Consider the following 16,013-nt stretch of genomic DNA (forward strand, 5'->3'; position numbering starts at 1 on the left):
TTCTAGACTCGGCCGTATGGCACGCGCGAACGACGAGGCCGCCGCCCTCGTCCAGGAACTGGCCGACCTGCTGTCCATCACCGGCGGGGACGCCTTCAAGATCAGGGCGTACGAGAAGGCCGCGCGGGCGATCGCGGGGTACCCCGACGACATCGCCGGCCTCGACCTGGCCGGGCTGCGCAAGATCCCCACCGTGGGCGAGGCGATCGCCAAGAAGGTCCTCGACTACACCACGACCGGCACGATCCGGCAGGTGGAGGAGCTGCGCACCCAGATCCCCGCCGGGGTCCGCGCCCTCACCGCCATCCCCACGCTCGGGCCGAAGAAGGCCCTCGCCGTCTACGAGGAACTCGGCATCTCCTCGGTGGACGAGCTGGCCGCCGCCATCGGGGAGGGCCGCCTGCGCGGCCTGAAGGGCTTCGGCGCCAAGACCGAGGAGAACATCCTCCGCGGCATCGAGCTGATGCGCAGCTCCGGTGAGCGCGTCCTGGTCGACGCCGCCGCCGGCGTCGCCGACGAGATCGTCGCGGCGCTGTCGGAGCTCCCGCAGGTGGAGCGCTGCGCCCACGCCGGGTCGCTGCGCCGGATGCGGGAGACGATCGGCGACGTGGACGTCCTCGCCGCCTCCCGCGACCCGCACCCGATCATGGAGGCGTTCGCGGCGCTCCCGTTCGTCGCCGAGGTCATCGCGGGCGGCGACAAGAAGACCTCGATCCGCACCGCCAGGGGCCTCCAGGTCGACCTGCGGGTCGTCCCGCCCGAGTCGTGGGGCGCGGCGCTGCAGTACTTCACCGGCTCGCAGGCCCACAACATCCGCACCCGCGAGATCGCCGTCAAGGCGGGCCTCAAGCTGTCGGAGTACGGCCTGTTCGACGCCGAGTCGGGCGAGCTGATCGTGTCCGAGACCGAGGAGGAGGTCTACGAACGCCTCGGCCTCCCCTGGATCCATCCGACGCTCCGCGAGGACACCGGCGAGATCGAGGCCGCCCTCGCCGACGAGCTGCCCCGGCTCGTCACCGTCGAGGACCTGCGCGGCGACCTGCACAGCCACACCGACCTGACCGACGGCGTCGCCTCCCTGGCGGACATGGTCGCCGCCGCCCGCGACCGCGGCCTGGAGTACTACGCGATCACCGACCACGCGCCGAACCTGGTGATGCAGCGCATGACGGACGAGAAGATGCTCGCCCAGCGCGACGAGGTCGCCGAACTCCAGAGAAGCCACCCCGGCCTCGTCCTGCTCCACGGCACCGAGCTCAACATCGACCCGGACGGGAACGTCGACTGGGACGCCGACTTCCTCTCCGGCTTCGACGTCTGCGTCGCCTCGGTCCACTCGCACTTCACCCAGGACCAGGACGCCATGACCCGCCGCCTCGTCCGGGCCTGTGAGAACCCGCACGTGCACGTCATCGGCCACCCCACCGCCCGCAGCATCGGCCGCCGCCCGCCGGTGGACGCCGACTGGGACGAGGTGTTCCGCGCCGCCGCGCGCACCGGCACCGCCATGGAGATCGACTCGTTCCCCGACCGCCTCGACCTGCCGGCCGACCTGATCCGCCGCGCGAAGCGGTTCGGCGTGAAGTTCTCCGTCGACACCGACGCGCACTCGCTCGGCCACCACCGCAACATCCGCTACGGCGTCGGCACCGCCCAGCGCGGCTGGCTGACGCCCGACGACGTGATCAACACCTGGCCCCTCGACCGCCTGCGCGACTTCCTGCGGAAGCGGTGAGCGGTCAGGCGGGTTGCGGGGCCTCGGTCCCGGCCTTGGCGACGGCCCGGGCCGGCGGCGCGGCGGGGATGGGCCCGCGGTCGCGCAGGGCGAAGAAGAGCCGGAACGCGGCGATCCACATCAGCACCGCGCCGAGCATGTGCAGGAGCACCAGGCCGGCGGGGACGCCCAGGAAGTACTGGGTGTAGCCGACCGCGCCCTGCGCGACGATCAGGCCGGCCAGCTCCAGCGCGCGGCGGCGCGCGTTCCGCAGGCCGGGCCCGCCCGTGCGGTAGAGGGCCACGATGACGGTCAGGGTCAGGGCGATGGTGAGCCAGGCCAGTTCGCCGTGGATGCGGGCGACCTCGGTGATGTCGAAGCCGTAGCGGCGGGACTCGGCGTCGCCCGCGTGCGGGCCGGTGCCGGTGACGACGGTGCCCGCGACGAGGACGGCGGCGCTGGAGACCAGCAGCGCGGCGGCGAGGCCGCGGGTCCAGAGCCCGGCGAGCGGGCGCGGCGGCGCGTCGCCCTCCCCCGCGCGGACCCACAGCCCCACGCAGAAGACGAGCAGCGCGGGCGAGACGAGGAAGTGCAGCGACACGGCGGCCGGGTGCAGCTCGGTGAGGACCACGATGCCGCCGATGACGGCCTGCGCGACCACGCTCATCGGCTGCGCGAGCGCCCACCACACCAGCGACGTGCGGCGCGGGCGCAGCCGCAGCGCCGCGACGAACACCAGCAGGCCGATGCCCAGCACCAGGAACGTGATCAGCCGGTTGCCGAACTCGATCGACATGTTCAGCACGTGGTGCTCGGGATTGTGGGTGGGAACGAGGCTGTCGCCGCTGCAGCGCGGCCAGTCGGGGCAGCCGAGCCCGGACTCGGTGACCCGGACGGCGCCGCCGCTGACGACGATCAGCACGTTGCCGAGGACGCCGAGGAGCGCGAGCAGCCGCAGTGACCCGGGGGTCGGACGCCACACCGCGTCGCGGGTCCGGATCAGGAGGTTGGGGGACCGTCGCTCTGCCACGGCACCAATCGTATGGCCGGGTCGCCGCGGTCCTGACCCGCCCCCCGGTTACCTCTCATAGGGGCCGGGCGGGCGGGGCGGCAGGAACCCCGACGGGCCCTGCGCCGCCCACGGCGGGCCGGCCGGCAGGTTCGCCCCGGGGCGCGGCGGCGTGCGCAGGAACGCCTGCCTGGCCAGGGACATCAGCTCCAGCAGCGAGTCGCGGCGAGCGACGAACCAGCGCTGGTCGGCCACCCCCCGGTCGGCGCGTTTGTGCAGCAGCGCCAGCTCGGTCGCGGCGAGCTGGTAGTCGGTCATGGCGCGGCCGGCGGGCGGCCCGCCGACGGACCGGGCCCAGCGGCGGGCGGCCCGGCGGGAGGGGATGGAGCGCAGCATCCGCACGTCCTGCGGCGTCACCAGGCCCGTCCCGGCGTACATCGGCAGGTAGGCCTCGATGCGGCGGACGGTGCCACGCCGCTCGACGAACACGATCACGATCAGCGTCACCAGGACGCAGAAGTCCAGCAGGTAGACGATGCCGAGGCCGGCGAGGCCGAACGCGCCGGCGGCGCCGTTCCACAGGCCGTGCAGGATCATCGCGCCGAGCAGCCCGGCGAGCGGCGCGACGACCTGGCCGCGCCGGTGCGTGGCGGCGTAGGCGACGCCGAGGCCGGTCATGGAGGTGAACAGCGGGTGGCTGAGCGGCGCGATGAGTCCGCGCAGGATGAACACGGCCTGGAGCTGGTGGGCGCCGCCCTCCTCGAACGCCCGCATGTAGTACGTGATGTTCTCCATCATCGCGAAGCCGAGGCCGACCATGGCGGCGTAGATGATGCCGTCGGCGAAGCCGTCGATCTCGTTGCGGCGGAACCAGAGCAGGCCGAACAGGACGGCGCCCTTCAGCGTCTCCTCGATGACGGGCGCGCCGAAGGTGGCGCTGATGAAATGGCCCTCGGTCTCACCGAAGATGGGCACGGTCACGTACAGCAGCCCGGCGGTGTTGAGGACGAGCGCGCCGAGCACGGCGATGCCCGCTCCCCACATGAACGAGAACGCGAGGGCGCGCGGCGGTTCGGGCTCCAGTCGGTCGAGGGTGAGCGCGAGGGCGACCAGCACCGGGATCGGGAGGATGGCGAGCAGCACGCCGACCCAGAAACCCGCCCCGCCGAGCGCGGCGTCGGCGCCGAACGCGACCAGGATGCAGAGCCCGGACACGGTCATGCCGACGATGAGGCCGATCGGTGGCCTGCCGGGCACCCGGCCTTCGAGCACCGCCTTCGGGTCCATGCGCGCCATGTCGTGAGGGTAACGGCAGGTGGTGCGAAGCGCTAAGCCGGTCCCATGGCGGGAGGCGACCCGCGCGGCCGCGTCAGTGCAGCAGCGGGTCGACCGCCACGGCGGTGAAGAGCAGCGCCAGGTACACGTTGGAGAGGTGGAAGAACCGCATCGGCCGGAGGTGGACGCCGGTCACCCCGGCGAGCACCGCCTTCAGCAGCCGGTGCCCCTCGGCGAGGAAGACCAGGCCGAGGACGACCGCGACGCCCCCGTACACCGGGCTCATCCCGGCGACGGGCCACAGCGCCAGCGAGCACACGACGGTCGCGTAGGTGTAGGCGAGGCTCTCGATGACGACGCGGCGCTCGGACGCGACGACCGGCAGCATCGGGACCTTGGCGACGGCGTAGTCCTCGCGGTAGCGCATCGCGAGGGTCCACGTGTGCGGCGGCGTCCACAGGAACACCACCATGAACAGCACGAACGGCGTCCAGGCGACGGACCCCGTGATCGCGGCCCAGCCGATGAGGACGGGCATGCACCCGGCGATGCCGCCCCACACCACGTTCTGCGAGGTGCGCCGCTTGAGCAGCAGCGAGTACACGAAGACGTAGAACAGGATCGCGAACAGCGACCCGGCCGCGGCGACCGCGTTGACGGTCAGCAGGAACCCGGCCGTGGACAGCACGGCGAGCGTCACCCCGAAGATCAGGGCGCGGGCGGGGGTCACCTGGTGGCGGGCCAGCGGGCGGCGCCGGGTGCGGCGCATCTTGGCGTCGATGTCGCGGTCGATGTAGCAGTTGATCGCGTTCGCGGACCCGGCGGACATCGTCCCGAACGCCAGCGTCAGCAGCACGGTGGACAGCGGCGGGACGCCGCCGGCCGCGAGGAACATCACCGGGATGGTGGTGATCAACAGCAGTTCGATGACGCGCGGCTTCGTCAGCGCCACGTAGGCGCGCAGGCTCGCGCCCACCGTCCGGCGGGCGGCGCTTTCGGCGGGGTCCGGCACCAGGGCCGGCGCGAGCGCCCCCGGCACCCGCTCGTCGAGCTCGATCCCGCGCTTGTTACTGAGCACCGTCACAATCGGGTCCACGTCCAACTAGGGATGAGAAATCGGTCCACCTCGGCGGTGCCCCCGCGTTTCCGGGCCGGCCTCGGGTTGGGTGCGACTTCGGCTTGGTCTTGTTGCCGCGGCCGCTGGCCGTCAGCCGCGCAATCACTGTAGTCCGCCCCCTCCGGAGGTCGTGCACCGGGTCACCGGACGCGCCGGACGGTGACCGTCGCGGCGGCCGGGCGTGCCTCTGATCACCGCCGGATCCCCCGCGGGTTCCCCCGTGCGGGGGGTTAGCCCGCGCGGCGTACGGGCAAGGGTGTCTGAAGGCGCCAGGAGCGACTCAGTCCCCCGGCCGCGGCGCCGGTCAGCGCGCTAGCCGCGCCTGCTGCCGCACTCCCGCGCGATAGGCTCGCCTGGGGCGCGGCATGATCTTCGCCCGCCGCGGACCGGGCGGCGGCACGGGGCTGGGGGGAGCTGTGGCGCCCGACATCTGAGAGTGATCTACACACCGGTTCGAGAGGAGCCTGGCGTTCCGTGAGCAGGGACAACAGCACGTTTGAGTGGTCCGACCAGGACCGGCGCGCGGTGGACGTGATCCGCGCCCTCGCCATGGACGCGGTCGAGGAGGCCGGCTCCGGTCACCCCGGGACGGCGATGAGCCTCGCGCCCGCCGCCTACCTTCTCTTCCAGCGGTTCCTCCGGCACGACCCGACGGACCCGCACTGGGCCGGGCGGGACAGGTTCGTGCTCTCCTGCGGCCACTCCAGCCTCACCCTCTACATCCAGCTGTACCTGTCGGGCTACCCGATGACGCTGGACGACCTGAAGGCGCTGCGCAAGTGGGGCAGCCTCACCCCCGGCCACCCCGAGCACGGGCACACGGCGGGCGTCGAGACCACCACGGGGCCGCTCGGGCAGGGCATAGCGAACGCGGTCGGGATGGCGATGGCCGCCCGCCGCGAGCGCGGCCTGTTCGACCCGGACGCCCCGCAGGGCCGGTCCCCCTTCGACCACACCATCTGGGCGTTCGCGTCGGACGGCGACATCGAGGAGGGCATCAGCCACGAGGCGAGCGCGCTGGCGGCCCACCAGCGGCTCGGCAACCTGGTGCTGCTCTACGACGACAACCACATCTCGATCGAGGACGACACCGCGATCGCGCTGTCGGAGGACGTGCGGGCCCGGTACGAGGCCTACGGCTGGGACGTCCACCACGTCGACTGGACACAGGGGGGCGACTACGAGGAGAACGTGGCCGCGCTCGCGGCGGCGTTCGCGGCGGCCAAGGCGGAGACGTCCCGCCCCTCCTTCATCGCGCTGCGGACGATCATCGGCTGGCCCGCGCCGAACAAGAAGAACACCGGCAAGATCCACGGCTCGGCGCTCGGCGCCGAGGAGGTCGCCGCGACCAAGCGGGTCCTCGGCATGGACCCGGCCGAGCCCTTCCACGTGCCCGAGGACGTGCTGGCGCACGCCCGCGGGGTGTCCGATCGTGGCCGCGCCGACCACGCCGAGTGGAGCAGGGCGTTCGACGCGTGGCGGTCGGCCCACCCCGAGCGGGCCGCCGAGTACGACCGGATCTCCTCCCGCACGGCGCCGGACGGCTGGGAGGGGGCGCTGCCGGAGTTCGAGGCCGGCAACGACATCGCGACCCGCGCCGCGTCCGGCGAGATCCTGGCGGCGCTGGCGCCGGTGCTGCCGGAGCTGTGGGGCGGCTCGGCCGACCTGGCCGAGAGCAACAACACGACGATGAAGGGCGAGCCGTCCTTCATCCCCGAGGAGTTCCAGACCAAGGAGTTCCCCGGCCACCGCTACGGCCGCACGCTGCACTTCGGCGTCCGCGAGCACGCGATGGGCGCGATCTGCAACGGCATCGCGCTGCACGGCGGCACCCGCCCGTACGGCGGCACGTTCCTGATCTTCAGCGATTACATGCGCCCGGCCGTGCGGCTGGCGGCGCTGATGAAGCTGCCGGTCACCTACGTGTGGACGCACGACTCGATCGGGCTCGGCGAGGACGGCCCGACGCACCAGCCCGTGGAGCACCTGTGGGCGCTGCGGGCGATCCCCGGCCTGGACGTCGTCCGGCCGGCGGACGCCAACGAGACGGCCGTCGCGTGGCGGACCGTCCTGCGGCACACCGACCGGCCGGCCGGCCTGGCGCTGACCCGGCAGAAGCTGCCGACGCTGGAGCGCGGCGGCGAGTTCGCGTCCGCGGAGGGCGTCGCCAAGGGCGGCTACGTGCTGGCCGACGCCGACGGCGGGCAGCCCGAGGTGATCATCATCGCGACCGGCAGCGAGGTGCAGCTCGCTCTGGAGGCGCGCACGGCGCTGCAGGCCGAGGGGACCCCGACCCGGGTCGTCTCGATGCCGTGCGTGGAGTGGTTCGAGCAGCAGACCGACGCCTACCGGCAGGAGGTCCTGCCGCCCGGCGTCCGCGCCCGGGTGTCCGTCGAGGCGGGCGTCGCGCTCGGCTGGCGCGGTTACGTCGGCGACGCGGGCGAGTCGGTGAGCCTGGAGCACTTCGGCGCCTCCGCCGACTACAGGACGCTGTTCCTGCAGTTCGGCATCACCGCCGAGCGGGTCGTCGCGGCGGCGAAGGCCAGCCTGATCAAGGCGCGCGTCCACGGCGCCGGGCGCGGCGAGACCACCGGCAACTAGGGGGCCCGGCGAGGCCCGGTCGCCGGCGGCGGCCCGGGCCCCGCCCCTTCCCCATCCCCCGGCTAACTCGAAGACGAGGAGAAGAGCGATGAGCGACATTCTGAAGCGGCTCTCGGACGAGGGCGTCTCGATCTGGCTGGACGACATCAGCCGGGACCGGCTGCGCACGGGCAACCTGGTGGAACTGGTCAGGGACAAGCACGTCGTGGGCGTCACGTCCAACCCGACGATCTTCGCGAAGGCGCTGAGCAAGGGCAACGCCTACGACGACCAGGTCCGCGACCTGGCGCTGCTCGGCGTGGACGTCGAGGAGGCCTCCCGCGCGATCACCACCTACGACATCCGGTGGGGCTGCGACGTGCTGCGCCCGGTGTACGACCGGACGGACGGCATGGACGGCCGCGTGTCCATCGAGGTCGACCCGCGGCTCGCCACGGACACGGCCAAGACGGTCGCCGAGGCGCGGATGCTGTGGTGGCTGGTGGACCGGCCCAACCTGTTCATCAAGATCCCCGCGACGCGGGAGGGCCTGCCGGCGATCACCGAGACGCTGGCCCAGGGCATCAGCGTGAACGTGACGCTGATCTTCTCGCTGGAGCGCTACGGCGACGTCGTCGACGCGTTCTTCGCCGGGCTGGAGAAGGCCCGGGAGAACGGCCACGACCTGACGAAGATCGCGTCGGTGGCGTCGTTCTTCGTCAGCCGGGTGGACACCGAGATCGACAAGCGGCTCGACAAGATCGGCTCGGACGAGGCGAAGGGCCTGCGCTCCAAGGCGGGCCTCGCCAACGCGCGGCTCGCGTACGCGCTGTACGAGGAGAGGTTCGCCACGGACCGGTGGAAGGCGCTGAAGGACGCCGGGGCCCGTCCCCAGCGGCCGCTGTGGGCCTCCACCGGGGTGAAGGACCCGAACCTCGCCGACACGCTGTACGTGGACGAGCTGGTCGCGCCGGGCGTCGTGAACACGGTGCCGGAGGCGACGCTGGAGGCCGAGGCCGACCACGGCCAGGTGCGCGGCGACACCGTCCGCGGCACCTATGCCGACGCCCGCGCGCACATGGCGGCGCTCAAGGAGGTCGGCGTCGACTACGACGACGTGGTGCGGGTCCTGGAGGACGAGGGCGTGGAGAAGTTCGCGGCCTCGTGGAAGGGCATGCTCGACTCCATCACCGGCGAGCTGGAGTCCAAGAAGGCCGGCGCGTGACCTCCGTGGTGACCGCCGGGGGGATCTCGGTCACCATCCGCGGCGCGGTCGTCGACGAGGGCGAGACGGTCCTGGACCGTCTCGTCTCCGACGGCGTGCCGGGGTCGCTCGCGTCCCGCCGCGCGAAGCTGTGGGGGCCGGACGCGGCCCCGCTCGCCGCCCGCCGGCTCGGCTGGCTGGACCTGCCGGAGACCTCGCGGTCGCTGCGGGACCGGCTGGCCGGGCTGTCGGTCGAGGCCCGCGCCGCCGGCCTCGACCGGATCGTGCTGGCCGCCTCGGGGGGCGCGGCGCTGGCCGCCGAGGCGATGTGCCGCACGGCGGGCGCCGAGCTGATCGTCCTCGACACCACCGACCCGCACGAGGTGTCGGGCGTCCTCGCCGGCGACCTGGCCCGGACGCTTGTGGTCGTGGTCGGCGAGAGCGTCGAGGCCGACGCGCTGCACCGCGTGTTCGGGCGCGCGTTCGCCGAGGCGGGGCTGGGCGGCGCCGACCTCGCGCGACGGTTCGTCGTCGTCGCAGAGGAGGGCTCCGGTCTCGCCCGCGCCGCCGGGGAGGCCGGCCATCCGCTCGTCCCGGCCGAGCCCGACGTGGACGGCAGGTTCGGCGCGCTCGGCGCCCGGTCGCTGGTGGCGGCGGCGCTCGCGGGCGTGGACGTGGACGCCCTGCTCGACGAGGCGTCCGGGCTCGCGGCGGCGCTGCGCCAGCCCTACGACAATCCGGCGCTCGCGCTGGGCGCGGCGCTCGGCTCGTCGGCGCTCGGCGTCCGCGACAAGCTGGTGATCGCCGACCACGGCTCGGGCCTCGCGGGCCTCGCGGGCTGGGCGGAGCAACTGGTCGCCGGGGCGATGGGGAAGGACGGCAGGGGCCTGCTGCCGGTCGTGGTGGAGAGCGTGGACGCGCCGGGCTTCGAGCTTGCCGGTGACCTGCGCCGGGTGATCCTCGGCCGCCGCCCGGACGAGCCGGGCGCCGGGCGCGAGGCGGGGGTGAGCGTCGCCGGGCCGCTCGGCGCGCAGTTCCTGCTGTGGGAGTACGCGGTCGCGGTGGCGTGCCGGGTGATCGGCGTGAACCCGTTCGACGCGCCGGACGTCCGCGAGTCGCGGGAGAGCACGGCCGCGCTGCTGCGGTCGGAGGAGGGCGCGGCGCCCACGGTGGTGCGGCGCCCGCCGGAGCTGGTCGAGGGCGCGGTCGAGGTGCACGCCCCGGAGGACGCGCTGGGCGGCGCGCGAACGCTCGCCGAGGCGCTGGAGACGCTCGTCGCGGACGTCCCGGACGGCGGCTACCTCGCGGTGCTCGCCTACCTGGACCGGTCCGGGGACGCGGCGGCGGCCGGGCTGCGGCCGCTGCTGGCCAGGCTGGGCGGCACGGCCCGCCGGCATCCGGCGCCGGTCACGTTCGGCTGGGGTCCGCGTTACCTGCACGCGGCGGGCCAGTACCACAAGGGCGGTCCGCCGAACGGGGCGTTCCTGCAGATCACCGGTGCCGTCACGGACGACGTGCCGGTCCCGGGCAGGCCGTACAGCCTGGGCGAGCTGCAGCTGGCGCAGGCGTTCGGCGATCTGCGGGTGCTGCGGTCGCTCGGCCGCCCGGCCGTCCGGCTGCACCTGCGCGACCGGGCCGAGGGGCTCGCGCAGCTCGCCGCGGCGCTCGCCTGACCGGCCGTCCGGCGGGGCCGGTCCGGACGCAGCGCGACCCGCCGGATCCGGGACGCGACGAAAGAGATCATCGGAGATGGTCGCGAATGCCCGTTCTCTCCTGAAACGATGGGGGGTCAGGAGGGAACGGTGTCCGGATTCGACGTATTGACGCGCGGTGACGTGCTGGACTCTGCGCTGCAGGCGAGGGACTACCTCGTGAGCTGCGGCGTCCCCGGCGCGCTCGCCGCCAAGGACCCGCGGCTGTGGGGGCGGCGCGCGGTGGACCACAGCCGGCTGGGCTGGCTCGACCTGCCGTTCGCCTCTCGCGGGCTGCTGAGCCAGGTGAACGGCCTGGTGTCCGAGGCGCGCTACTCGGGCCTCGACCACATCGTGCTGATCGGCGTCGGGGCGGAGAGCCTCGCCGCGCAGGCGGTCATGGAGGCGCACGCGCCCGCGCTCGCCGCCGCGGGCGGCCCGTCCGGCGAGCCCGCGGCCGGGCGGCCGACGGGCGAGCTGACCGTGCTGGACGGCGGCGACACCGCCGCGCTGGCGTTCGCGATGGAACGGCTCGACCGGACGCTCGTCGTGCTGGCCAGCAAGGCGGGCGTCTCGCTGGAGGGCGACGCCTACCGGCGGATCTTCGCGGAGGCGTTCCGCGAGCGGGGCCTGTCCGAGCGGGAGATCGCCGGCCGGTTCCTGGTCATCACCGACCACGGGAGCCCGCTGCACGACTTCGCCCGGCAGTGCGGCTACCGGATCGGGTTGACCGACCCCTACCTGCCCGGGCACTACGGCGCGCTGTCGGCGTACGGGCTCGTCCCGGCGGTGCTGGCGGGCGCGGACGCCGACCGGCTGCTGGACGAGGCGGCGTCGCTGGTGCCGTCGCTGTCCAAGGACGAGGACAACCCGGGGCTGCTGCTCGGCGCGGTCATCGGCGGCTGCGCGCAGCAGGGGCCGGGCGGCCTCGCCCGCGACAAGGTGCTGGTGCGCGAGCCCGGCGGGCCCGGCGCGCTGAGCGCGTGGATCTCCCAGCTCCTCGCGGTCGGCACGGGCAAGCGGGGCCGCGGCGTGCTGGCGTTCGAGCCGTCCGGCGGGCGCGGCGACTTCCCCGACGTGCACGGCGTGTCGATCAACCCGCGGTCGGCCGCGCAGGACGACTCCGACACCTCGGTCTGGGCGCCGCTCGGCGCGCAGTTCCTGCTGTGGGAGTACGCGACGGCGGTCGCCGGGTGGCTGCTCGGGGTGAACCCGTTCGAGGCGGGAAGCTCGGTCGCGCAGGAGTCGGAGGACGACGCGGCGACGCTGCTGCGCACCGCGTCCTCGGGCTCGCTGACCGCGGAGCGGCCGGTGTACGTCGAGGACGGCATCGAGGTGCACGCCGACTTCCCGTGGCCGCCCGGCGCCGAGTTGCAGACCGTCCTCGGCGGGCTGGTCGCCTCGGTGCCCGCCGATGGGTACCTGTCGGTTATGACTTACTTGTCGGGCGATTTCTCCGGGCGGTACCTGGCGCCGTCGCTGTCCCGCGCGTCCGGCCGTCCCGTCGCCTACGGGCCCGGCCCCGGCTACCCGCACGCGACGGGCCCGGTGCACAAGGACGGCCCCGGCAACGGCGCGTTCCTCATCATCACCGGCGACCCGGCGCCGGGCGACGAGCTCGCCGCGCATCCCGTCCCGGGCCGCCCCTACAGCCTGGCGCAGCTGCGGCTGGCGCGTGCCCTCGGCGAGCTGCGGGCGCTGCGCGAACGCCGGCTGCCGGTCATCCGGCTGCACCTGCGCGACCCGATCGAGGGCGCGGGGCGCCTCACCGAGGCGGTACGCGCGGTGGCGGGGGCGCGCAGGCCGTGAGCTTCACCGCCGTCGTCTCGGGGGAGACGGCCATCACCGCTCGCGGACCGCTCAAGGAGGCCGCGGAGCGCGTTCTCGGCCGGCTGTGGATCGACCGGGTGCCGGTTGGGGCAGGATGCTTGCAGCAGTGAGACGAGAAGGCGGAGTCCGATCCGAGGGGGCCACGTGACCAAGCCAGCGAATCCGCTCCGCGACCCGCGGGACAAGCGCCTGCCGCGGGTGGCCGGGCCGTGCGTGCTCGTCCTGTTCGGGGTCACCGGCGACCTGTCCCGCAAGAAGCTGCTTCCGGCGATCTACGACCTGGCGAACCGGGGGCTGCTGCCGCCGGGCTTCTCGCTGGTCGGCTTCGCGCGGCGCGACTGGGAGAACGAGGACTTCCGGCAGATCGCCTACGAGTCGGTGAAGGCGCACGCGCGGACCCCGTTCCGCGAGGACGTGTGGACGCACCTGTCGGAGGGCATGCACTTCGTCCCCGGCGAGTTCTCCGACCCGGGCGCGTTCGAGGCGCTGTCGATGGCCGTCAAGGAGCTGGACGAGAGCCGCGGCACCGGCGGCAACTACGCCTTCTACCTGTCGATCCCGCCGAAGTTCTTCCCGCAGGTCGTCGAGCAGCTGCAGCGCAGCGGGCTGGCCGACCGCAAGGAGGGGGCCTGGCGCCGGGTCGTGATCGAGAAGCCGTTCGGCAGCGACCTGAAGACCGCGCTCGAGCTGAACGACACCGTGCACCGCGTCTTCCCCGAGGAGTCGATCTTCCGGATCGACCACTACCTCGGCAAGGAGACGGTGCAGAACATCCTGGCGCTGCGGTTCGCCAACACGATGTTCGAGCCGATCTGGAACCGCTCGTTCGTCGACCACGTGCAGATCACGATGGCGGAGGACATCGGGATCGGCGGCCGGGCCGGCTACTACGACGGCATAGGGGCGGCCCGCGACGTCATCCAGAACCACCTGCTGCAGCTGCTGGCGCTGACGGCGATGGAGGAGCCCACCTCGTTCCGCGCCGAGGCCGTCCGCACCGAGAAGGCGAAGATCCTGTCCTCGGTGCGGGTGCCGGGCGACCTCGCCGTGGCGACCGCGCGCGGGCAGTACGCGGCCGGCTGGCAGGGCGGCGTGAACGTCAAGGGATACCTGGACGAGGACGGCATCCCGGCCGACTCCCGCACCGAGACCTACGCCGCGATCAAGCTGGAGATCCAGAACCGCCGCTGGGCGGGCGTCCCGTTCTACCTGCGCACCGGCAAGCGGCTCAGCCGCCGGGTGACCGAGGTCGCGATGGTGTTCCAGAAGGCGCCGCACCTGCCGTTCTCGCAGACCGACACCGAGGAGCTCGGGCAGAACGCGCTGGTGATGCGGGTGCAGCCGGACGAGGGCATCACGGTCCGGTTCGGCTCGAAGGTGCCCGGCACCTCGATGGAGATCCGCGACGTCAACATGGACTTCGCCTACGGCGAGTCGTTCACCGAGACCTCGCCCGAGGCGTACGAGCGGCTGCTGCTGGACGTACTGATCGGCGACCCCCCGCTGTTCCCCCGGCAGGAGGAGGTCGAGCTGTCCTGGAAGATCCTCGACCCGATCACCGAGTACTGGGCGAGCCGCGGCGGCCTCGACCAGTACAAGTCCGGCGGCTACGGGCCCGAGAGCGCCGACGAGCTGATGGCGCGGGACGGGCGCACCTGGAGGCGGCTCTGATGAACATCGATCTCACCGGCACCACGACCCGCAAGATCCAGGACGCGCTGACGCAGTCCCGGCATCTGATGGGCGGCCCGGCCGTCGGCATGGTGCTCACCCTGATCATCGTGACCGACGAGTCGGCGCAGTACGACGCGGTCCGCGCCGCGACGGAGGCGGCGCGCGAGCACCCCTGCCGCGTGCTGACCGTCATCTCCCGCGACCCGCGCGGCAGCTCCTCCCGGCTGGACGCCGAGATCCGGATGGGCGAGACGGGGCCGGGCGAGACGGTCCTGCTGCGCATGTACGGGCCGCTCGCCGAGCACGCCGACTCGGTGGTCGTCCCGCTGCTCATGCCGGACACGCCGGTGGTGACGTGGTGGCCGGGCGGCAAGGTGCCGAAGGCCCCGGCCGGCGACCCGCTGGGCGCCCTCGCGCAGCGCCGGGTGACCGACTCCTACGCGGCCCGCGACCGGCTCGGCACCCTCGCCCAGCTCGCGCAGGGCTACCGGCCGGGCGACACCGACTTCACCTGGACGCGGCTGACCTCGTGGCGGTCGCTGCTGGCCGCCGCGCTCGACCAGGACCACGACGAGATCGTGTCGGGCGAGGTGACGGCCGAGCCGGACAGCCCGAGCGCCGAGCTGCTGGCCGCGTGGCTGTCGACGAGGCTGGGCGTGCCGATGGAGCGCACCGTCTCCGAGGGGCCGGGGATCACCGGCGTCCGGCTGACGACGACCTCCGGCGACATCGTGATCCACCGTCCGGACGGGCGGGTCGCGACGCTGTGCCGTCCGGGCCAGCCCGACCGGCAGGTGTCGCTGCTGCGGCGCCCGATGGCCGAGCTGCTGGCCGAGGAACTGCGGCGCCTCGACCCCGACGAGGTCTACCGCGACGCCGCCGCCCGGTTCGCCGAGGACCTCGCGCACGGGACGGCGAAGCCGGGCGTCGCGAGCGAGCCGGTCTCGGCGACCGCGGATGCGGCCGCGACCGAGCCGGCCAGGCGGCACGCGCAGGAGCGGCGCCACCACACCTCCGGGGACGCGTGACCGCCCCGTCGGTCCTGGTCCACCGCGACCAGGACCTGCTCGCCGAGGCGGTCGCGGCGCGGCTGGTGACCCGGATCGCCGACGCCCAGGCGGCGCGCGGCTCCGCGTCGGTCGTGCTCACCGGCGGCGGCGTCGGCACCGCGGTGCTGGCGGCGCTCGCCGCCGCCGGCGCGCGCGACGCGATCGACTGGAGCCGCCTGGACGTGTGGTGGGGCGACGAGCGGTTCCGTCCCGGCGGGGACCCCGAGCGCAACGAGACCGGTGCGCGGGCGGCGCTGCTCGACCACGTCCCCGTCGATCCGGCGCGGGTGCGCCCGATGCCGCCGTCGGACGGGCCGGACGGCGACGACCCGGAGGCGGCAGCCGAGCGGTACGCCGCCGCGCTGCGCGCCGCCGCGGGTCCGGGCGAAGGCCCGGTCCCGGCGTTCGACGTGCTGATGCTCGGCGTGGGTCCGGACGCGCACGTCGCCTCGCTGTTCCCGGGCCTGCCGGCGCTGCGCGACGAGCGTCCGGTGGTGGCGGTGCGCGACTCCCCCAAGCCGCCGCCGACCCGGATCTCGCTGACGTTCCCGTCGCTGCGCGCGGCGCGGGAGGTGTGGCTCCTGGCGGCCGGCGAGTCGAAGGCGGAGGCCGTCCGGCTGGGGCTGGCCGCGGGCACGGACCTCGTCCGGGCCCCGGTGGCCGGGGTGCGCGGCCGGGAGCGGACCCTGTTCCTGCTGGACCGGGCCGCCGCGTCCGGGCTGCGCGCCTGACGGAAGTCCGACGACTCCGCGGCGTTCCGCATACCTCGCGCTGAACCGTGCATAACCTGAGCGCGTGCATACCTTGTGGAGGCCTTGATCGAGGAGTGCACGCCTTGGTCGAGGGATGACCCGCAGTGCGGGCCGGGAA

11 protein-coding genes are annotated in these 16,013 nt (G+C 73.7%); 8 read left to right on the forward strand and 3 right to left on the reverse strand.

Annotated features, from left to right (window positions below; all coding sequences use genetic code 11):
* The first annotated feature begins 16 nt into the window (after positions 1-16).
* Positions 17-1,735: a DNA polymerase/3'-5' exonuclease PolX gene (gene polX / locus SM418_RS13520; RefSeq protein WP_371942235.1), complete on the forward strand. Its 1,719-nt coding sequence runs from the start codon at positions 17-19 to the stop codon at positions 1,733-1,735.
* A gap of 4 nt (positions 1,736-1,739) precedes the next feature.
* Here the strand turns inward: polX and SM418_RS13525 are convergent, their stop codons facing one another.
* From SM418_RS13525 to SM418_RS13535, 3 genes are all read right to left on the reverse strand, one after another.
* Positions 1,740-2,744: a COX15/CtaA family protein gene (locus tag SM418_RS13525; protein ID WP_371942236.1), complete on the reverse strand. Its 1,005-nt coding sequence runs from the start codon at positions 2,742-2,744 to the stop codon at positions 1,740-1,742.
* A 48-nt stretch (positions 2,745-2,792) separates the two neighbouring features.
* Positions 2,793-4,019 carry a PrsW family intramembrane metalloprotease gene (locus SM418_RS13530; RefSeq protein WP_371942237.1) on the reverse strand — a complete coding sequence of 409 codons (1,227 nt, stop codon included), beginning with the start codon at positions 4,017-4,019 and terminating at the stop codon, positions 2,793-2,795.
* Between the two features lie 73 nt (positions 4,020-4,092).
* On the reverse strand, positions 4,093-5,082 hold the full coding sequence (locus SM418_RS13535) for a heme o synthase (RefSeq protein ID WP_371942238.1): 990 nt from the start codon (positions 5,080-5,082) through the stop codon (positions 4,093-4,095).
* Between the two features lie 507 nt (positions 5,083-5,589).
* Between SM418_RS13535 and tkt the strand changes: the two genes are divergently transcribed.
* The 7 genes from tkt to pgl all read left to right on the forward strand — a co-directional run bounded on the left by tkt (position 5,590) and on the right by pgl (position 15,874).
* Positions 5,590-7,716 carry a transketolase gene (gene tkt, locus SM418_RS13540; RefSeq protein ID WP_371942239.1) on the forward strand — a complete coding sequence of 709 codons (2,127 nt, stop codon included), beginning with the start codon at positions 5,590-5,592 and terminating at the stop codon, positions 7,714-7,716.
* An 88-nt stretch (positions 7,717-7,804) separates the two neighbouring features.
* Complete coding sequence (tal, locus tag SM418_RS13545; RefSeq protein ID WP_371942240.1) at positions 7,805-8,920, forward strand: transaldolase; 1,116 nt, start codon at positions 7,805-7,807, stop codon at positions 8,918-8,920.
* Positions 8,917-10,572 (forward strand): glucose-6-phosphate isomerase, encoded by a 1,656-nt coding sequence (locus SM418_RS13550; protein ID WP_371942241.1) that lies wholly within the window; start codon positions 8,917-8,919, stop codon positions 10,570-10,572. The genes tal and SM418_RS13550 overlap by 4 nt, the downstream gene beginning before the upstream one ends.
* Before the next feature lie 129 nt (positions 10,573-10,701).
* Positions 10,702-12,399: a phosphoheptose isomerase gene (locus SM418_RS13555; RefSeq protein WP_371942242.1), complete on the forward strand. Its 1,698-nt coding sequence runs from the start codon at positions 10,702-10,704 to the stop codon at positions 12,397-12,399.
* 165 nt (positions 12,400-12,564) lie between these two features.
* Positions 12,565-14,091, forward strand: coding sequence for a glucose-6-phosphate dehydrogenase (gene zwf / locus SM418_RS13560; protein WP_371942243.1), 1,527 nt, complete (start codon positions 12,565-12,567; stop codon positions 14,089-14,091).
* Entirely contained in the window at positions 14,091-15,122 is a 1,032-nt protein-coding gene (locus SM418_RS13565; protein WP_371942244.1) for a glucose-6-phosphate dehydrogenase assembly protein OpcA, read from the forward strand. Before zwf ends, SM418_RS13565 begins: the two co-directional genes overlap by 1 nt.
* Positions 15,119-15,874 (forward strand): 6-phosphogluconolactonase, encoded by a 756-nt coding sequence (gene pgl / locus SM418_RS13570; RefSeq protein WP_371942245.1) that lies wholly within the window; start codon positions 15,119-15,121, stop codon positions 15,872-15,874. Before SM418_RS13565 ends, pgl begins: the two co-directional genes overlap by 4 nt.
* Positions 15,875-16,013 lie beyond the last annotated feature (139 nt).

This window comes from Actinomadura chokoriensis, assembly GCF_041463665.1.
Lineage (GTDB): Bacteria > Actinomycetota > Actinomycetes > Streptosporangiales > Streptosporangiaceae > Spirillospora > Spirillospora chokoriensis_A.